A 19,844-nucleotide genomic window follows, 5' to 3' on the forward strand; every position below is an offset into this window, starting at 1 on the left:
ATGGAAATTCATAAGGAAAAGCAGAAGGTGACAAGCTAAAAGGCTTGTCACCTTCTTTTTGCAGCGCGGCCCGAATCTGACCTTTTTTGAGAGCGGCTTGCCGTATAATGATCTCTGCTGGACGAGACCGCTGCCGCCGTCGCTGGCAAAGATACCGGCGCATGCCGCGTGAGCGGAAGCGAGAGGCAAGGCGCGGGAGCATCGCTCCGCAGGCATACAAAGGAGCGTCGGCCAGACAGGACGAACAGGGGGACGCGCAGAATGACGGTGGTGTATATCGACGCGCTGTTCCTGCTCAACTTTGTCGTGGATTATCTGCTGCTGCTGTGCGCGGGACGTTTGGCGGGCGAGGTGCTCCACCGGGGGCGGCTGGCATTGGGCGCGGCGCTGGCAGGCGCGTACGCCGCCGCCGTCTTCCTGCCGGGGATGGGCTTTCTGCTCCATCCCCTGTGCAAATTGGCCGCGGCGGTCCTGGCCCTGCTGATCGGTTATGGGGGAAGCCGCCGTCTGCTGCGGGTAACGCTGGTCTTCTTTGCGGTATCCGCAGCCTTTGCCGGCGGGATCCTGGCCCTGGAGCTGTTGGGCGGGAGGGGGCTCACGCTGGAAAACGGCGTATTCTCCTCCGCCATGGACCTGCGCCTCATCCTGCTCTCGGCGGCGGGGTGCTACGTGGTCATCACCCTGCTCTTCCAACGCTCCGCCCGCCACACCGCCGCACGGCAGGAGCTGGTGCCTGCGGTGCTTACCCTGGACGGGCGGCGGGTGGCATTGACGGCCCTGGTGGATACCGGAAACACCCTGACGGACCCGGCTACGGGCCGCCCAGTGATGGTGGCGGAGGGGGAGAAGGTGGCGGGATTGTTTCCCTCCGGGCAGGCGCCGGACGAAGCGGACCTGCGCGACCCGGTGGCGGCGCTGGAACGCTTGTCCCAGGCGGGCTTTCTGGGGCGGTGCCGCCTGCTGCCCTATCAGGCGGTGGGGGTGGAGTGCGGCATGCTGCTCTCTCTGCGGCTGGACGGGGCCAGGGTGGGCCGGGAGGATTACGGAACACTGCTGGTGGCGCTTTCGCCCAACCGCCTGTCCGACGGCGGGGGCTATAGCGCCCTGATCGGTACATAGATCCTGCCGGGACCACGGGAAACGCCCGGCCGGGGGGCCTTCTGCGTCAAACGCGGCGCCGGTGTTCCGCGCCGCCGGGCAGGTCCCCATGGCCTGAACGAGGCGGAAGAAAAAGAATGATTTGGGAGGCTGGATATGAGCGCCTGGCTTTTGCGCTGTTACGTCCGTGTGCAGCAGGCCCTGGCACGGCTGGGGCTGAAGCTGCCGGGAAAGATCATGTACATCGGGGGGAGCGACACCCTTCCGCCGCCCCTGTCCAGAGACGAGGAGTCGGACCTGATCGCACGGCTGGAAGAAGGGGACGAGGCGGTCAAGTCCCAGCTCATCGAGCGCAACCTGCGCCTGGTGGTCTATATCGCCCGGCGGTTCGAAAACACCGGCGTGGGCATCGAGGATCTGATCTCCATCGGCACCATCGGTCTGATCAAGGCAGTGAATACCTATCAGCCTGCCAAGAACATCAAGCTGGCTACCTATGCCTCACGGTGCATCGAAAATGAGATTCTGATGCATCTGCGCAAGATCGTGAACCTGAAGAGCGAGGTCTCCTTTGACGAGCCGCTGAACACCGACTGGGACGGCAACGAGCTGCTGCTGTCCGATATCCTGGGGACGGAAAACGACCTGGTGATGAAGCCGATCGAGGATGACGTGGATCGTAAGCTCCTCTTCGACGCAATGGAGAAGCTGGAAGCACGGGAGAAGCAGATCATCACCATGCGCTTTGGGCTGGACGGCCGGCCGGAGCGGACCCAGAAGGAGGTGGCCGATTCCCTTGGGATCTCGCAATCTTATATCTCGCGCCTGGAAAAGCGCATCATCAACCGTCTCAAGCGAGAGATTTTAAAAATGCTGTGATCCCGGTGCAGGCAAAGCCGGGCGGCGCTGCCGCCCGGCTTTGCTTGTCGAAAAAGGCCTTTGGCCTTTTTCGACAGAGGAATACATGACGGACAGGGCTCGATTCTGGCAGAAAAGTCGCCCTGTCCGTCATGAGAGGTGTCATTTCCGACGCACGTGTCGCCGGAAATGACGGAGCTTCCTTTCCTTCCGTCGTCTGCGGACGACTCAACTCTGCGGGGCTCTTCTCCAGGAGGGGGTTTCGACAGCCTGGCAGGCGGAGGCGTGGAAGCGGAAACCTGCTTCCACGCCTCCGTCTGCGCGCTCCCCCAAACCCTCCAGGGGTTCCGTGCTGCGCGGATACCATGGCGCACCTGCCGGGCGCAGGCAGACGGCGAGGTAAAGCTCAAATCGTTTACGGGACGAGCCCGTCGCTTCCTTTGCGTTGACCGCCCATCTGCGTGATCGGTTACGTACTGCAATGCCGGGTCAGAAGCTGGGCCAAAGTTCGATTGTGCCGCCCGCCTGGACGACGTGGTTATTTCCGGATTCCCAGGTCGTGTCGTTCAGGAGGACCTTGAACGCCAGGTTGCCGGAGACGGGGCGCTCCAGGATGAACTGCCACGTAGCGGCGTCGACGTTTTCGCACCTCTGCCCGAAGTCCCAATGGAGCGGCAGGGTGTCGCCGCGGATCGAAAGGGTGTTGCCGAATCCGGTGTCGTAATGGATGATGACCCTGGTCTGGGTATAGACGGGCTGATGGTATTCGGCCGGGCAGCCGCTGGTCAGCATCCTGGCGCTGTTCGGAGGCAGCGTAACCGTGATGCTCCGGCTGTTCGGAACGTCCCCCTCCTGGACTTGAATGACCGAGTCGGTATTTAAAAGGTCGGTGAGCTGGGCGCCGGTCGTGAAGCTGGCGCCCCCCGGGTTGAGTGTGATGGTTCTGGTCTGCTCGGAAGCGGAATTGTTGAAGAGACAGATCAATTCATTGCCGTTTTTCTCGTTTCGGCGGCTGAACGCATACACGGGGTCGCCGTGAGAGTAATAGAGCTCACGCTGTACGCCTTGCGTAAAAAGGTCGCTGTATTCCCTGCGCAGCCGGTTGAGCCGCCGGAGATACTGAAAGGTGGTCGTATTCTCGCTGAAGCTGCTCATCATCTCACGGTTGTAGTAATTGATGGTGTCCTCCGTATATTTGAAGTCGCCCGCCATATTTTGTTCCGTGCCATAGTACACGACCGGGATACCGCGCACGGCATACTGGAAAGCCAGCGCCAGACGCAGCTTGGCCCAGTTGTCGCCCGCATTCGCAAGGAAACGGGAACGATCATGGTTATCCAGGAAGGTGAAGAGCCGGTTCGTGTCGTTGTACTTATCATCCTGGTCCAGCACCCACTTGACGCCGCCCCACGCTTCGCCCTTGCAAAACACCTTGTTCATCTGGAAGTAGAGCGGAAAGTCGAGCATGCCCCACATATAATTCTGGAATGCGGCATTGGCATCTACCGAGCCGGTAAACGCTTCCCCAAAGCTGGGCTTGCCGGTGTGCTGCTCATAGAGGGCGAGGTACTGCGGCGGAATCTCGATGACCGCGTCGACCCGGGAGCCGGCAAAGCCATAGCTGAACCAGCCGCTGTCCGTGTCCGGATTCCAGTAGGCATCCATGAGCGCCTGCCAGCAGTCTGGATTTTCCTGCGCCAGATCGTCCAGGCCGCCAAGACTGTAATTTTGGGCCTCATTGGGGTCGTCAAAATTTACGATGTTGGGGGTGTTGTGATACCAGGCGGGATTGTCGAAGGGGGCCGCCGGTTTGTAATCAGCGGGGGAGTAAGTGGTGGAAGGGTACTCCAGGTAATCCGCGGTATGGTTGAGCTGGGCATCGATGATAATCTTTAGACCGAGATTATCTGCGGCTGCAATAAGCGCCTTGAGTTCCGCTTCCGTACCGAAATGCGAATTGGGGCGGTTGAAGTCTTTGGTATAGTAACCATGATATCCGGCCTCGTCGCCGGAGCGGCTGTACTTTTCGTTCTCCTGGGGGGCGGAGATCCAGATTGCGGTAAAGCCCAGGTCCTTGATGTACTGTAATTTCTGCGTCAGGCCGGCCCAGTCGCCGCCCTGGTAGTAGTGCAGGTCCCCGGGACGGTACTCTTCTCCAAGCGTACCGTTGTTGTTGGGATTCCCGTCAAAGAAACGGTCGGTCAAAAGCATATAAACGGTATCGTTCTCGCTTAGGCTGCTGGCAGAATAGCCCACGGATGCGTCACCACCTGAGTCAGAACTTGCTGCGGCTGGGGAAGGCTGGAATAGGGCAAGGCGAGCTGCAAGGGCAAGCGTTACCGTGATCCCGTTTCTCCGCGTCCGCTTCCTTGCCGGCGCCGGTCTCGGCTCGCCGGAAGGCGTGTTGTCCCTTGCCCTGTGAGGGTGCTCCAAACAGATACATCGCCCACGCGCGATCCGCGCCCGTCATCCCTTGACGGCGCCGGCGGCGATTCCATTGATAATATGCTTCTGCATGAGCAGAAAGAAGAGCACGACCGGGATCGTGGAGACAACAAACCCAGCCATGATAAGATTCCATTGCTGGTTGTACTGACCGTAAAAATACATCTGGCTGAGCGGAATCGTGACGGGCTTTGCAAGGATCAGGTAGGGGAGCAGAAAGTCGTTCCAAATCCAAAGAGCGTTCAAAACGGCGACAGTGGCCAGGATGGGCTTAAGCATGGGCAGGACGACGGAAAAGAACAGACGGACGGTGCCGCAGCCGTCTATCATGGCGGCCTCCTCCAATTCCTTCGGCACGCCGTCCACGAAGCCCTTTATTAAAAAGATGGGGATCGGGCACTGAAGCCCGCAGTAAATCAGGATGAGCCCGTAAATGTGACCGGTAAGGTGCATGCCTTTGGCGGTGGTCAGCAGCGAGATCATGATCGTGTGGAACGGAACAAACATGGACGAGAGGAAGAGCAGCGTCAGGACATCGGCCCAGACGGAGTTCCAGCGGGCCAGCGCGTACCCGGCCAGCGTGCTTACGATCAGGTTCAGGACGATTCCGCCGCCGGTAACCAGGCAGGAATTGAGAAACGCGGTCGGGAAATGGGACGCCTCCAGTACCGTTCGGTAGTTTTCAAGGGTCGGCGCCTGAGGCAGCGTGAGGGCCGAGGCAATGATTTCGCCCTTGTCCTTGAAGGAATTGAGCACGGCGATTAGAACGGGGAAGAAGAACACCAGCGCGATTAAGGCGGTCACGACGGTGATCCCAACGCCGCGCCGCTGGCGGCGCAGGCTCCGCCGGCGCGTATGGAGCGTAGCGACGCGGTTCATGTATCCTTGGCCCCCTTTCGATTCTGGAAGATAGAAAGGACCGCTGTGATGGCGCAGATGATAAGAAATAGGATGACCGATTGGGCGGTCGCATAACCGGTCCGGTTGGCCCGAAATCCGGTGTTGTAGATTTGAAGCGCAATCGTGGTGGTCGCGCCGGCAGGACCGCCGGAGGTCATCGCCATCGGGATATCGAAGGTTTTCAAGCAGGCGGTCACCAGAAGGATCGTATTCATGAAAATAACAGGGGCCAGCAGAGGCAGCTTGATCTTGCGGACAATGTTCCAGGAACTGGCGCCGTCGATCTGTGCGGCTTCGATCAACTCGTGCGGGACGCTTTGCAGCCCGGCGATGTAGATGAGCATATAGTAGCCGGCACACTGCCATACCGCGGTGATCCCCATGGAGATAAGAGCCATATGTTCATTCCCCAGCCAACTGATTTGAAGCGCCTCCGGGATCTGCAGCAGTTCCGCGAAGGACTGGTACACGCCGCCGTAGAGGAAGACCCAGACAAAACTGACGATAATGAGGCTCATTAGGTTGGGAAGAAAGAAAATGGCCCGAAACAGCTTTTTAAAATGGACGTTGCCGTCCAAGAGAAAGGCGAGGCCCAGGGCGGCCAGATTGGCAAGGACCGTAACAAAGAGCGTGTATTTCAGGGTGATCCAAAGCGCGTTCTTAAAACTCGGATTGGAGAGGGCCTCCTGATAATTCTTAAGCCCGATCAAATGCACATCAGGGTTATAGCCATAGGCGTCGGTAAAGGAGAGCCAGAGGCTTTTCAAAAACGGAAAAATAAAAAAGGATACGAAAAAGAGCATCGCTGGAAGGATGAATGCGAAATAAGTAAGGCTGCGCCTGCGTTTTGTACGCTGCATGACCAACGCTCCTTCAAGAAGGCCGGGGCATGGAGGACGCCCTGTATCGCGTCTCCACGCCCCGGCCCATATCAGCTATTGATCCATAGGGTCAGGACTGGCTGGCCGCTTTTGCGGTGTCCCAGGCGGAATCCAAGCTTTTCAGAATATCCGGCAGAGAGGCCTTGTCCAGCAGGTAGTTCGGAAGAGCGGCCTCGAACTCCGGCTGGAAGGCGGTCGGCCAGCCGCGGTCGGCCTGTGTGCTCACCATGCCCGCGTCAATGTAGGCGTTGACATCGGCCGCCAGGGGATCAAAGTCCACCGATACGCCCTTCACCGCGGAAAACAGCTTTGCAGTGCTGCACCAGAGCTCCGCGCTGTCAGGCCGGGTCAGGAATTCCAGGAATCGTTTGCACGCTTCGGGATGCGGGGTGGAGGCAGAGATGGAGAGGCCGAAGTCGGGGAACTGGAACAGCTTGGTGTCATCCGGATTTTCGGAGACCGGCATTGCCATCATGCCCAGGTTTACATCGGGGTTGACGCTCTTGATCGGCTCCAAAGCCCAGAGCCCCTGCACCATCATTGCCGCTTCGCCCCGGGCCACCATGGCGCAGGCGCCGTTGTAATCGGTGTCGAAGGCGGTCTTGGTGTTGCCGTTCTCATAGACCTTTTTCAGCAGTTCAAAGGAGGTGGTCCAGGCAGGCGTATCCGCAAAGGCTGCCTGGCCGGAACTCTTTTTCGCGTTCCAATCGGCATCGATCGCGTAGACCGCAGGCGAAGCCGCGACCAGAGCGATGGGCTTGATGGTCCAGGCGTCTTTAAACCCGAGGGCAAACGGGGTGACGCCGTTGTCCCTCAGGGTCTCGAGCAGGGCGTCAAACTCGGAGAGGGTTTTGGGAGGCGTAAGGTCATACGCTGCAAAGATATCCTTGTTATAGAAGATGCCCTCGCAGCTGCCGTCCACCGGCATGGCCCAGGTGTGTCCGTCCGCGTCTGTAAAGGAGGCGTCGCGCAGCGCCTCGCCCGTAATGTTGTCCAGGAAAGGCTCTCCCGCCAGATCCATGATGTAGCCGCCCTGGGCGATATCCATGGTGTCGAGGGCGCCCTGGAAAATATCAGGCACCTCATCTGTGGCGATGCGCGCCTTCAAGATGGCGGAGGGGTCGTTCGTGACGATTTCCTGTTCCACCGTGATGTAGGGATACGCGTCGTGGAAGGCGTCTATGATCTTTGCGAAGGTCTCTTGGGCCTCCTGCTTTTGATGGAAAAGGTGGATGGTCACCGGCTCCTGAGCGGGGGTGTTGGAGGCGGCCTGGGCGGGGTCGGAAGAAGACGTGGAGGGGGGCGCGGTTTCACCGGCGCCCTGCTTTGCGGAACACCCGGCAAACAGGGTCAGCACCATTGCCAAACACAGGAGCAAAGACAGGTTTCGTTTCATCTATGGGGACCTCCTTCTGATATGATTGAGTAATGCGCGGCAGCCGCTCCGTCAGTTATGATTATAGCAGACAATCGCCCGGAAGCATTGAAACGATTTAGCGTGCGATTGAAATCATTTAGCATCTTGGATGATGTGCCCGAAAAACGCTTTGTTTTATAACGCAGATTTGCTATAATCACAAGGAACACGGGAACGATCGGATGGGTGGTGGAGCACGATGCCGAATGCAAAAAAGCTGCGGTATAAACTGATCGCAGTAGTCACAGTACTGATGACCGCCACACTGGTTGCCGTCGCCGCCATTACGCACAGCCAGTCGCTTGCGGTGATCCGGGAGCAGTCGCTGACGCTGAACAGCCGTCTGGTGGAGGCCGGGGTGGAAAAGCTGGGCACGTCCTATTCGCAGCTCAACAACCTGTTTCAATCCATCTACCTCAATGAGAACTTTGAAGCGTTCCTGCGCACCCGCGGACGGCGGGAAGGACACAGCACCTTTCAGGACGCCGCGCTTATGAAGACGGTCTTTCTCTCGACGCTGAGCAGCCGTTCCGATTTATACAGCATCATCTTCGTTGACTGGAACGGACGGCTGTTTTATGCCACCCGCGATGAAGCGGGATTTTATGAAAGCTATCTGGCGTGCGGCCTTCCAGAGACATACCTGGCCCAGCTGGAGGGGGTTGACGGCTGGGAGCATGGCCTTCGCATGCTCCCGACGCAGCTGCACATTCCCCTGCGCAGCAACAGGTCCCAGCCCCCCTATGTCTATACCGCCGCACGGAAGATCGTCAATACGGAAAAACGGTTTGAACCGGTCGGCGTCATGTTTATTACCGTGGACTTGAGCGATCTGGAGCGGCTGACGAATCTGATCCGTCCGGACGAGCAGGCGATCACATACATCGCAGGCGCCGGGGGCAGGGTGATCTTTGACTCGTCAGGGGAGCGGACCGGGGGAGTGCTGCCGGACCGGCTCGCCGGACGTCTGGGCGGGGAAACGAAGCAGGACGTAGTCCTGGAGGACGGCCGGACCTATGTGATGGTCTCTGCGAAGGCGGCCGATCTGGATTGGTATGTCATGACCCTGATACCGGAGGCGGCCTATACGGCCGATGCGCTTTCCGTATCGACGAGCATCGTGGTCACGGCGCTCCTTGCGCTGCTGATTGCGATTCTGATCACGACGGTCTCCTCTCGGGCGATCAGCAGGCCAGTGGAAGAATTGGCGGCGGTTATGGGCCGCTCGGGGCTCCAAAACCTGAGCCAGCGCGTCGAGGTGCACGGCGCGGATGAAATTGCCCAGCTCGGAGAAAGCTTCAACCACCTCATGGACAAGCTGGAGACCTCCATCCATAACGAATATGTGATGAATATCCGTCAAAAGGAGGCGACCATACGGGCGCTGCAGGCACAGATGAATCCGCATTTCCTCTACAACGTGCTCCAGTCCATGGGGAGTATTGCGCTGCTGAACCACGCGCCGGAAATCAATACGATGGCAATGGCGCTGGGAAGTATCCTGCGGTACAGCATCCAGGGGGAGGATTCCCTTGCAACGGTGCGGGAGGAGATCAAGCACGTCAGAAACTACCTGTCCATCCAAAAGATCCGTTATGGAGACCGCCTCCATGCTCTCATCGACGTCCCGGAATATGTCATGGATTATCTCCTGCCCCGGGTTTCTCTTCAGCCTATGGTGGAAAACGCAATTATCCACGGGTTTGAACAGCGTCAGGAGCCGGGCAATATTTCCATCCGGGGTTGGATGGAGGAGGACAGGCTGATGTTCGAGGTTGCCGACGACGGACAGGGAATACCGCCGGAGCGTCTGGCTGAGATCAAAGCGGATCTTGCGGATTGCAGCGGCGCAGGGGGCGGAAAAGAAGGCGGCATCGGCATCAGCAACCTGAATGCCCGGCTGAAGCTGCTCTATGACAAGCAGGGCGCTCTGGAACTGGAAAGTGATCTTGGGATCGGCACGGTCATTCGGATCGAGGTCACTGCCGTGAGAAGGTGAAACGATGTACCAGGTGTTGATTGTAGAAGATGAGGATTGGATCAGGCGGGGGATCGTTCAAAGCATTCGCTGGCGGGAGCTCGGCATGGAATTGGCAGGAGAAGCGGAAAACGGTGCGCGCGCCCTGCAGATCCTGGAGCGCCGGCCCGTTGATATCGTGCTGACCGATATGAAGATGCCGGTCTGTGATGGCCGGGGGCTGCTCCGGGAGATGAAGGATCGGAAGCTGGACTGCGAAGTCATCGTACTCAGTGAGTATACCGACTTCGCATATACCCGTCAGGCGATCCACGCCCGCGTAGCCGAGTATCTGCTCAAGCCCATTGATCCGCGCCAGCTCAACGAGGTGTTGTGCTCCGCCGCCAAACGGCTGACGGAAAAAAGCCTGTCCCGGAAAAGGGACGCCGATCCATATGACGCGGTATTCCGGACGACCATCGCCCGTACGTCGCAGGAACAGCTTGAGACAGTGTGCCTGCGCCACCAAGGTGCCTTCCGGAATCGATGCGTCGTGATTTCGTGCATACAGCCCGAGATCAGCCAGAGCGGTACGGCAGGCTATCAGGAATCGCTGGAACGCCTGGCGGCGGAAGCGCCCTATCCAACAAAGGTATACCCGTATCACGATGATCGGAATATCATTTGCCTTTTTTCCCTGGCTGCCTGCCCATACAACGCGGGAGCGAAGCTCGCCTATAACAACTGGCTGCGTCTTTTTTTTCAAAATTATAAAACGATGTGGGGCGGCGATCTCCGCATCGGGACCGGCAGAGAGGTGAACGAAATCGCCCGCCTGCGAAGCGGACTGGACGCGGCCCTGGCCGCGCTCCGGTTCCTCCACCGCGGGCGGGGAGCAATCATATGCTGCGATAGTGCGCAGGCCCATAAGAATGCGCCCGAGGAGCCCGTCATCAGCGAGCAGCAGATCACAGAACTGCTCGCGCGCTGTAAGAAAGAAGAAGCGTCAAAGCTGAGGCAGGCCATCATTGGAACGCTGAGTCGATCCGAGTACGTTTACCTCCCCGCAATGCGGCAAGTGCTGATCGACTTTACGCTTACCCTTGAAAAATGCAGCAGCAGGGCCGGCTATGCGGTGAACATTACCACTGCGATCGGTGAAAACTACATTGACCGGATCAACCGTATTGAGTGGATGGCGGACGCCGATGCTTTTTTGAGTCAGGTCTTCGACCAGGTGTTCCGGAATATCGCGGCCAAACGGGCCTTAACGACTGCAGATGTGGTGGAGGAGGTCATCCGGCGCATCGAGACGAACTACATGGATGAGATCAACCTGATGCAGATTTCCCAACAGTATCATATCAACTACGTCCATCTGAGCAGGCAGTTTAAAGAGCGCACCGGCGAGACATTCATTGATTTCCTCCTGCGGGTCAGGATGAGCAGGGCCAGGGAGCTCATCGAGAACAACGGATTGAGCGAAAAAGAGACCGCGGCCCTGGTGGGATATTCAAACCCCTATTACTTTGCGGCGAGCTATCGAAAATATTTCCATGCGGGGACACAAAAGGAGGATGCTGCGGATGGAAGAGCATGAGTGGTGGAAGGACGCCGTCGTCTACCAGATATATCCCAGGAGTTTTCAGGACTCGAACGGGGACGGCGTCGGCGACCTGCAGGGGATCCTGCGGCGGCTGGACTACATTGCGGAGCTTGGCGCCAATGTTATTTGGTTATGCCCGATATATGCCTCGCCCAACGAGGATAACGGGTATGATATCAGCGATTATCAAAAGATACAGCCCGATTTCGGTACGATGGAAGACTTTGAGTGCCTGCTGCGGGAAGCGCACAAGCGCGGGATCCGGATCATACTGGACCTTGCCGTCAACCACACGTCGGATGAGCACCGGTGGTTTGCGCACAGCCGCGCCGACCGCGGCAATCCCTGCCGTGACTACTACATCTGGCGGGAGGGACGCGGCGGCGGCCCGCCGAACAATTGGAATTCCTGGTTTGGCGGGTCCGCCTGGCAGTATGACGCTCCCAGCGGGATGTACTATCTGCACATCTTTTCCCCGAAACAGCCGGATCTGAACTGGGACAACCCGGCCGTGCGGGAGAGCGTCTTTCAAATGATGACCTGGTGGCTGGATAAGGGAGTGGACGGTTTTCGCATGGACGTGATCAGCCTGATCTCCAAACCCGAGACGCTGCCGGACGGGCCGGGCGGCGACCTGTCTCCGTTTTGTATCAATGGACCCCATGTCCATGCGTACCTGCAGGAGATGAACGAGCGCGTCCTCTCCCGCTTCGATATCATGACGGTGGGCGAATGCCCGGGCGTTACGGTGGAGGAGGCAAAAAAATATGCCGGCTTCAGCCGGGGCGAGCTGAATATGGTGTTTCAGTTTGAGCACACCAGTACGACGGACGGGCCTTATGGAAAGTGGAGCGACCGGCGCGTCTGGCTGCCGGATCTCAAAAAAATCTTTTTCCATTGGCAGAACGGCCTGAAGGGCGCGGCGTGGAACTGCCTCTTTTGGGGCAACCATGACCAGCCCCGGGCAGTCTCCAAATTTGGTGACGAGCGGGAGGAATACCGCGCCCGGTCGGCAAAGATGCTGGCCACTTGCCTTTATCTCATGCAGGGCACGGTATTCCTCTATCAGGGAGAAGAGCTGGGCATGACCAACGCGGCGTTTGATTCCCTTGGAGATTACCGGGATATCGAAACGAGGAACGCCTATCGCGACCTGGTAGGCGGCGGATGTGTCACCCATGATGAAATGATGCGGTATATCCACCGGGTGAGCCGGGACAACGCGCGCACGCCGATGCAATGGGACGCATCTCCCAATGCAGGCTTTACCACAGGCACGCCCTGGATTGGAGTAAATCCAAACTACAAAGAGATCAACGCCCAACAGGAGCAAAGCGACGACCGCTCCGTGCTTTCTTACTATAAGCGGCTTCTGCGGTTCAGACGGGAGAACGCGATCGTCCGGGACGGAGACTTTATGCCGTTCTGGCCGGAGCACGATAAGATTTTGGGGTATACCCGCTCGCTCAACGGGGATACGCTCTACGTCCTCTGCAATTTCACCGATGAGCGGATGCCGCTGCTTGAGATCGATACCCATGGCAGATATCTGGAAACGGTGTTCTGCAATTATGAGGAACCGGGCCCGTGGGCACTGCGGCCGTTTGAGGCAAGGGTGTACCTGGTCAGAGCCTGATTTCCCATCGTCCTGGGCTGCGTCGGGCGTCCCAGGGCCTGGATCCCTGGCGCAGCCCAAACGCTGACGGGAGCCCCGGCAAAGCCGGGGCTCCCGTCTTCCGTTATTCGGTCAATTCCCGCTGAACATACTTGGGCAGCTTGGCCGCCACCAGCTGGTAGGACATATCGCACAGGTCGCGCAGTACCTGCTCCGGCACTGCGCCGTCCAGATAGACTGAATTCCAGGTGCGCTTATCGGAGTAGAACCCCGGCACGATATCCGGGTACTCTGCCCGGAAGGCCTCGGCAAGCCGGGGATCGCATTTCAGGATGACCATGGTCCGTCCGGCGTGGGGCCGGTGCTCCGGGCCGGGCGTACATACCGCGGCAAACAATTTGCCGCGTACCATATACCGCTGCCACTGCCACTCAAGCTTAAAATCCTGCTCCGCGCCGGGCTTGGCCATCAGGTAATCCTCCAGCCAGGGGTAAAGATTCATAAAGACCGCCTCCTTTTCAGCGTATCCAGCATACCATAAACGAAGTCCATCGAAAAGCGTCCCACGATAAAAAATATCGTTGCGTTCCCAGCCGTATGAAAGCTACCGCCCCGGAAATACTGTTAACACAGTTTTTCAGCAGGAGGGAACCATGGGAATGCAGGGCAAGGTAGAGATCTGCGGGGTGAACACCTCCAAGCTCAAGGTGCTCAAAAGCGAGGAGACCATGGAGCTGTTGAAGCGTGCGCGCGGGGGGGATATGGAGGCCCGGGAGCAGCTCATCGCGGGCAATCTGCGCCTGGTGCTCTCGGTGATCCAGAAGTTCACCAACCGCGGTGAAAATGTGGATGATCTGTTTCAGGTGGGGTGTATCGGGCTGATTAAGGCCATCGATAATTTCAATACGGATCTGGATGTGCGCTTTTCCACCTACGGCGTACCCATGATCGTGGGGGAGATCCGCCGCTATCTGCGGGACAACAGCTCCCTGCGGGTGTCCCGCTCCATGCGGGATACGGCCTATAAGGTACTGCAGGCGAAGGAGAAGTATATCAGCGAGCACCAAAAGGAGCCCACGATCGAGGAGATCGCCAAGATCCTGGAGATCAAGCGGGAGGAGGTCGTCTTCGCGCTGGACGCCATCGTGGACCCGGTCTCCCTGTATGAGCCGGTCTATGACCACGGCGGGGACACCATTTGCGTGATGGATCAGGTAAGGGATTCCAAAAATACGGACGAGAGCTGGCTGGAACAGATCGCCCTGAAGGAGGCCATGAACCGCCTGAGCGACCGGGAGCGGAAGATCCTGAACCTGCGCTTTTTCGAGGGCAAAACCCAGATGGAAGTCTCCGCCGAGGTCGGCATTTCCCAGGCCCAGGTCTCCCGCCTGGAAAAGAACGCGATCAGCCAGATCAAAAAGAACCTGTAGAGGCTTCGCCGCAAGTGCGGCCAGCCGAGCGCTTTGCCGCAGACCAAGCCGCCGCCGGGCGGCTTTACATAGGGTGGCCTTCCGTGCTATACTGCTTGCAGAAAGCAAAATGAGGGAGGTCTTTTTTCATGTCCTTTATCCTGCCGGAATACCGCGCGCCCGATTTCAGCCAGGCACGCTTCCAAACGGTCCCGGACGCCATCCTGCGTCCGGCGCCCCGGGATGGGGTAGCCCCGGAGGGCTACCACGCCACCACGATCTTTCCGGAATATTTCAAGATCGGCGGCCGGTGGCTGCTGGCCGAAGAGAGCCGTATGGACTGTGTGGCGGTGCTTCGGGGCGGGGCGGTGGCAGCGGTGGAATTCCGCAACCTGAAAGCGGGCGAGCCGGTGGTGGTGGGGCGCACCGAGGACGGCTCTGAGGGGATCTACGTCCACGCCGCGGGCTTTGAGCAGCCCGGCGGGGAAGGGGAGACCTTTGCCTTCCGTCAGGGGCGCTCCCGGGAGACGGCCTATTCCATGGATTACGACTCGATCTACGAGCTGCTTCGGTATGAAAAGGAGCACGGGTATATCGTCTGGGTGCTGGGACCCGCCTGCGCCTTTGACGCGGACGCCCGCAGCGCCTTTGCCGCTCTGGTGCGGGGAGGCTATGTCAACGCTCTGATGGCCGGCAACGCCCTGGCCACCCATGATCTGGAGGCGGGCTACCTGCGCACCGCGCTGGGCCAGGACATTTATACGCAGAAGAGCCAGCTCAACGGCCACTACAACCATATCGACACCCTCAACGCGGTCCGGGCGCTGGGCTCCACCGCCGCTTTTGTGAACAGCGGGAACGTAAAAGACGGCATCCTCTATGAGTGCGTGAAAAACCAGGTGCCCTATGTGCTGGTGGGCTCCGTACGGGACGACGGCCCGCTGCCCGAGGTCTACGGCAACGTGTATGAAGGCCAGAATGCCATGCGGGAGCAGGTCAAGCGCGCCACCACCGTCATCTGCATGGCGTCCACCCTCCACACGGTGGCCACCGGCAATATGACTCCGTCCTACCGCGTCGTGGACGGGGCGGTCCGGCCGGTCTACTTCTACTCGGTGGATATTTCGGAGTTTGCGGTGAACAAGCTGCGGGACCGGGGCAGCCTTTCCGTGCGGACCATCGTTACCAACGTGCAGGACTTTATCGTCAACGTGCAAAAAGGCGTACTGGCGAAGTGAGCGCCGGTTCAGCCGTAAGAAGGGCCCCCTGCCTGTGCGCCGGTGGTCCGAAAACGAAAAAAGCATCCTGTCCGGTATCAAACCGGACAGGATGCTTTCCGTTTTCGACCTGCTGCAGCTGCCGATGCCGATGGCCCGAACCTTCCGCGTTGCGGGCCGGAGCCCGTTGCAGCGGGGCCGCTGCGCTTATTTGCGCGGCAGGACGACGGTGAAGCACGTACCCGTCCCGGCGCTGCTGGAGACGGTGATTTTTCCGTGGTGGGTCTCGGCCACGCTTTTGGCGATGGCCAGGCCCAGGCCGTACCCGCCCTGCGCCCGGTCCCGGGCCGCGTCCACCCGATAGAAGCGCTCAAACAGATGGGGCAGGTGTTCCGCCGGGATGGGAGCGCCGGTGTTGTGGACCGTGAGGCGGACCTTGTCCTGCTGCCGGACGAGGGTGAGCGCGGCGCGGCCGCCGGACCCGGCATACTTGACGGCATTGTCCAGCAGGATCATCACCAGACGGCGCAACTGTCCCTCATCGCCCAGCACGCTTACGCCGGGGGCGATCGCGCTCTCCAGGGATACCCCCGCCTCAAAAGCCACCGATTCGAAGGGGAGCAGGCAGCCCAGAGCCAGCTCGCTCAGGGAGACCTCCAGGGGGCGGGTGGTGCGGCGGGCGTCGTCGCTCTTGGCCAGGAAGAGCAGATCATCCACCAGGCCTTTCATCCGGGCGGCCTCCTCCCGGGTGTACTCCAGCCACTTGGCCTGGGAAGACACCGTATTCTCCTTATGGGAGAGGACGATGCCGGTGTTGGCCAGGATCACGGTGAGCGGGGTCTTGAGCTCGTGGGAGGCGTCGGCTACAAACTGGCGCTGCTGCTTCCAGGCCTTTTCCACCGGACGAACCGCCAGGGAGGCCAGAAAGAGGCTGATAAAGAAGAAACCCACCATAGCCAGGGCCCACACCAGAAGACAGGTGAGCACCAGGTTGCGCAGCGAAGCGCTCTCCCAGCTGCAGTCGGCAAACGCGATGCGCGATGCGCCGCCGGAGCCGTGCTCCACCTGAAAGCGCAGGCTCAGCCCACGCAGCACGCCCTGGCCGGAACCGGACGACAGGACCTCCTGGACGGCTTGGGAGGCCACCTCGTCGGATACGGCCACCTGGCCGCCGTCGTTGATGGCCGTGACCCGGCCGTCCTCCACCGTCACCACGAAAACGGGAACCATGGAGAAATGCTGGGCCTTGTTTTCCCGGCCGGAGCGGTCCGGTTCCCAGCCGTCGGGCGGAGATGCGATCTCAAAGCGGGGCGGAGAGCCGCCGTCGGCCCACTCCAGGGCCATGCGCAGCGAGACCCGGCTCTGCTCGCCCAGCCGCTGGGCGTTGGAGCCCACCAATACGCCGAATACCACCGCCAGCACCAGGCCCACCAGCAGCAGATTGATCAGAATGAATTTTCGCCGCAGAGAGCGGATCATAGCACGGGCACCTCCAGATGATAACCCACCTTGCGCACCGTGCCGATGGATACCCGGGAGCCCAGGAAGGCGAGCTTTTTGCGCAAAAAGGAGATGTACGCCTCCACGTTGTTGTCCTCCGCCTCCGAATCCAGCCCCCACACCTTGGCGATGATGTCCTCCTTGGGAACCACCGCCTTTGGGGTGGACATGAGCAGCCGCAGCACATCGTACTCCTTAAAGCCCAGCCGCACGGATTTGTCCCCCCGCCGCAGGCTGCGGCTGGTCAGATCCAGCGTCAGATCCCCGGCGGAGAGCTGCTCGGTGAGCACCTCCCCCTGCCTCCGGGTGAGGGCCCGCACCCGGGCCAGCAGCTCCCCTGCGTCGAAGGGTTTGGTCATATAGTCGTCTGCCCCGTGGTCCAGCCCGGCGATCTTGTCCGGCACCTCGTCCCGGGCGGTGAGCATCAGGATCGGGGTGGATACATGGGCGCACCGCAGCCGCCGCGCCACCTCGAAGCCGTCCAGCTTGGGCAGCATCACATCCAGAACGATCATGTCGTACTGGCCCGTCAGGCCGTAGTCCAGCCCGTCCGCCCCGTCGTATACCAGGTCGGCCTGATAGCGCTGCTCCTCCATGATCTGGCCCAGCGCCTCGGCCAGCCGCCGCTCGTCCTCCACGATCAGTATCCGCATATCGCTCGTTCCTTTCCGGTTGGCTCGTTTGGTCCCTATTATAATGCGTACGGAACAAAGCCAAAGGCCTTGAATCCCAAGGTTTTCAAGGCCGATTGGCGTTGTTCGGGCGCAAGGCTTTTGGCAGATGAGCCGGAAAACCTTGCCCCTTCCGCTGGAGCAATACGGCGCTTTGGCGGAAATACGCATTGCAACAATGTCTAAACTTCATCAAACGGGCTGTTTATAGCCCGTTTTGATGAAGTTATGCGGCAGTGGCCGCACGAATCAACCGCCTGGCGGTTGATTCAGTAGACATTATTATACACAAATATCTGAAATCTGTCTGAAAAACTTTGCCTTCGAACGAAAAAAGCTGATGGGACAGGGGAAAGCGTCCCGTTCACAAATTCTTTACCAACAGTTTCAGGGTAATTTCAGGTTGTCACGCTATACTCCACACTATCAAGCGGACGAAGTGGAGGATGCGCATATGCCAATCATGGAACAAAACGGGAAACCGGCCGAGGAAAAAACGGCTGGAACGGCAAGGCGGCCCCGGCGGAAATTTCCGAAGAAGCGCCTGATCATCCTGGTCGTGGCATTCGCTCTGGCGGGCGGAGCGGCGTTTGGAGTCAAGGCCCTGTTCTTCCGTACCGAAGGGGCCGCAGCCCTGACCGAGCGTACGACCTACGGTTCCCTGTCCACCACCCTTGAGGGCACCGGGACCACCATGCCGGCCGACAGCGTGACGGTCACAACCGCCTCCGCCGCGGAGATCACCGGTGTGTACGTCTCCGCGGGCGACACGGTGGCGGCGGGCGATTTGCTCTACACCCAGGACGACTCCGAACTGGACGAGCAGATCGAGGAATATGAGCAGGAGATCACGACGCTGGAGGAGGAGCTGGACGACTGCTATGAGCAGCTCGCACAGCTCAGCGAGACCATGGCCGCCCTGACGGTGACCGCGCCGTTCTCCGGCCGGATCACCGAGGTGGCCGCAGACGCGGGCGACAGCGTTATGAGCGGCGGGAAACTGGCCGTGCTGGTGGACGACAGCCAGATGACCCTGACCCAGTATTTCAGCTACGCCTATGAGGACGAGATTTTCGTCGGTATGGACGCAGGCGTGTCCATTGCCAGCCTGATGCTCAACCTCTCCGGAACGGTCACGGAGATCCAGAAGGTGGAACGGCTGACCGCCGAGGGCGCCCGAACCTTCGCCGTAACGGTGACCCTGGATAACCCCGGCGCCCTGACCGAGGGGGTGACCGGCGCGGGCTATCTGGTGTCCGCCGCCGGCGAGCAGATCTATCCCGCGGTAGAGGGCGCCCTGAAGTATGCGCAGAGGCGCACGCTCACCGCACAGGCCGGCGGCGAGCTGACGGACGTGAACGTGGTGGACTACCAGAAGGTCACGGCGGGCGAGACGCTCTTCGTCATCGACGGCACGGATTACCAGACCCAGACGGCGTCTGTCGGCAAAAAGATCACGCAGACCCAGGAACGCATTGCCTCCTATGAGGAAAAGATTGCCGAAACGGAGGAAAAACGCGCAGATTACGCCGTCACGGCGGAAATTTCCGGAAAGGTCATCCTGGTGGCCGTCCGGGAGGGAGAAAAGCCCCGTCAGGCGGGGCAGACCGCCGTGTCGGTCTATAACCTGGACTCCATGACCATTTCCGCCAATATCGACGAGCTGGACATCGACAGCGTCGAGATGGGGATGGAGGTGACCATCACCCAGTCCGGGGCGGAGAGCGATACGACCTATACCGGCACAGTGAGCGAGATCAGCTACGAGGCCACCAACAGCAACGGCGTGGCCTATTTCCCCATCACCATCACCATCCCCAGCGAGGGGAACCTGTCCGCGGGCGTCAACGTGTCCTATACCATTACCGTGGGCGATGCGTCCGAGGGCGTACTGGCCCCCATCTCCGCCCTCAAGAGCACCAGTGAGGGAACCTGCCTCTTTGTTAAGGCGGACGCCCGGCCGGAGAACGCCGTCGACCTGGAGGATGCGGAGATCCCCGATGGCTTTTACGCCGTGCCGGTAGAGGTAGGCGTGATGAACAGCCGCTATGCCCGCATCCTCTCCGGCGTGGAAGAGGGGACGGAGGTCTTCACCCGCTATCAGCAGGCGGCGCCCAGCGGCGGCGACAGTACCAGTCAGGGCGGCGGCAGCGAGGAATCCACCATGCCCGGCGGTATGGACTTCTCCGGCGGGGGCATGCCGGACTTCTCCGGGGGCGGCATGCCCGGCGGCAATATGGGCGGCCCCATGGGCTGAACAGGAGGGAATA

General features: G+C 59.9%; 15 protein-coding genes. 8 read left to right on the top strand and 7 right to left on the bottom strand.

Annotation, left to right across the window (positions count from 1 at the left end; all coding sequences use genetic code 11):
* The first annotated feature begins 261 nt into the window (after positions 1–261).
* Positions 262–1,119 (top strand): sigma-E processing peptidase SpoIIGA, encoded by an 858-nt coding sequence (locus tag H8S57_RS06010; protein ID WP_186907165.1) that lies wholly within the window; start codon positions 262–264, stop codon positions 1,117–1,119.
* Between the two features lie 135 nt (positions 1,120–1,254).
* Positions 1,255–1,977, top strand: coding sequence for an RNA polymerase sporulation sigma factor SigE (gene sigE, locus H8S57_RS06015; protein WP_186907166.1), 723 nt, complete (start codon positions 1,255–1,257; stop codon positions 1,975–1,977).
* Between the two features lie 468 nt (positions 1,978–2,445).
* Here sigE and H8S57_RS06020 read toward each other — a convergent pair whose 3' ends face one another.
* From H8S57_RS06020 to H8S57_RS06035, 4 genes are all read right to left on the bottom strand, one after another.
* Positions 2,446–4,212: an alpha-amylase family glycosyl hydrolase gene (locus H8S57_RS06020; RefSeq protein ID WP_186907167.1), complete on the bottom strand. Its 1,767-nt coding sequence runs from the start codon at positions 4,210–4,212 to the stop codon at positions 2,446–2,448.
* Positions 4,213–4,422: 210 nt separating this feature from the next.
* Positions 4,423–5,280 (bottom strand): carbohydrate ABC transporter permease, encoded by an 858-nt coding sequence (locus H8S57_RS06025; protein ID WP_186907168.1) that lies wholly within the window; start codon positions 5,278–5,280, stop codon positions 4,423–4,425.
* Positions 5,277–6,161 (bottom strand): carbohydrate ABC transporter permease, encoded by an 885-nt coding sequence (locus H8S57_RS06030; RefSeq protein ID WP_186907169.1) that lies wholly within the window; start codon positions 6,159–6,161, stop codon positions 5,277–5,279. Before H8S57_RS06030 ends, H8S57_RS06025 begins: the two co-directional genes overlap by 4 nt.
* Positions 6,162–6,252: 91 nt before the next feature.
* Positions 6,253–7,578: an ABC transporter substrate-binding protein gene (locus tag H8S57_RS06035; RefSeq protein WP_186907170.1), complete on the bottom strand. Its 1,326-nt coding sequence runs from the start codon at positions 7,576–7,578 to the stop codon at positions 6,253–6,255.
* A 220-nt stretch (positions 7,579–7,798) separates the two neighbouring features.
* On the opposite strand from H8S57_RS06035, the gene H8S57_RS06040 reads away from it, so the two are divergent.
* From H8S57_RS06040 to H8S57_RS06050, 3 genes are read left to right on the top strand one after another with little or no spacing between them, the layout of a single operon-like run.
* On the top strand, positions 7,799–9,598 hold the full coding sequence (locus H8S57_RS06040; protein WP_186907171.1) for a cache domain-containing sensor histidine kinase: 1,800 nt from the start codon (positions 7,799–7,801) through the stop codon (positions 9,596–9,598).
* Between the two features lie 4 nt (positions 9,599–9,602).
* Positions 9,603–11,156: a response regulator transcription factor gene (locus tag H8S57_RS06045; RefSeq protein WP_186907172.1), complete on the top strand. Its 1,554-nt coding sequence runs from the start codon at positions 9,603–9,605 to the stop codon at positions 11,154–11,156.
* A complete protein-coding gene (locus H8S57_RS06050) occupies positions 11,143–12,798 on the top strand; it encodes a glycoside hydrolase family 13 protein (RefSeq protein ID WP_186907173.1) in 1,656 nt (551 codons plus the stop codon). The genes H8S57_RS06045 and H8S57_RS06050 overlap by 14 nt, the downstream gene beginning before the upstream one ends.
* A 103-nt stretch (positions 12,799–12,901) precedes the next feature.
* Here the strand turns inward: H8S57_RS06050 and H8S57_RS06055 are convergent, their stop codons facing one another.
* On the bottom strand, positions 12,902–13,279 hold the full coding sequence (locus H8S57_RS06055) for an MmcQ/YjbR family DNA-binding protein (RefSeq protein WP_186907174.1): 378 nt from the start codon (positions 13,277–13,279) through the stop codon (positions 12,902–12,904).
* A gap of 157 nt (positions 13,280–13,436) precedes the next feature.
* Here H8S57_RS06055 and sigG point away from each other — a divergent pair, with 157 nt between their 5' ends.
* Together sigG and H8S57_RS06065 are read left to right on the top strand one after the other, a co-directional pair.
* A complete protein-coding gene (gene sigG / locus H8S57_RS06060; RefSeq protein WP_186907175.1) occupies positions 13,437–14,207 on the top strand; it encodes an RNA polymerase sporulation sigma factor SigG in 771 nt (256 codons plus the stop codon).
* A 128-nt stretch (positions 14,208–14,335) separates the two neighbouring features.
* On the top strand, positions 14,336–15,424 hold the full coding sequence (locus tag H8S57_RS06065) for a putative NPN-dependent ornithine cyclodeaminase (protein WP_186907176.1): 1,089 nt from the start codon (positions 14,336–14,338) through the stop codon (positions 15,422–15,424).
* Positions 15,425–15,610: 186 nt separating this feature from the next.
* On the opposite strand, the gene H8S57_RS06070 is transcribed toward H8S57_RS06065, so the two are convergent.
* Both H8S57_RS06070 and H8S57_RS06075 read right to left on the bottom strand, forming a co-directional pair.
* Complete coding sequence (locus H8S57_RS06070) at positions 15,611–16,882, bottom strand: sensor histidine kinase (RefSeq protein WP_186907177.1); 1,272 nt, start codon at positions 16,880–16,882, stop codon at positions 15,611–15,613.
* Positions 16,879–17,556, bottom strand: coding sequence for a response regulator transcription factor (locus H8S57_RS06075; RefSeq protein ID WP_186907178.1), 678 nt, complete (start codon positions 17,554–17,556; stop codon positions 16,879–16,881). The genes H8S57_RS06070 and H8S57_RS06075 overlap by 4 nt, the downstream gene beginning before the upstream one ends.
* Before the next feature lie 472 nt (positions 17,557–18,028).
* On the opposite strand from H8S57_RS06075, the gene H8S57_RS06080 reads away from it, so the two are divergent.
* Complete coding sequence (locus H8S57_RS06080; RefSeq protein ID WP_186907179.1) at positions 18,029–19,831, top strand: HlyD family efflux transporter periplasmic adaptor subunit; 1,803 nt, start codon at positions 18,029–18,031, stop codon at positions 19,829–19,831.
* Positions 19,832–19,844 lie beyond the last annotated feature (13 nt).

The organism is Lawsonibacter hominis (assembly GCF_014287895.1).
In the GTDB taxonomy this organism is placed as follows: Bacteria; Bacillota; Clostridia; order Oscillospirales; family Oscillospiraceae; genus Lawsonibacter_A; species Lawsonibacter_A hominis.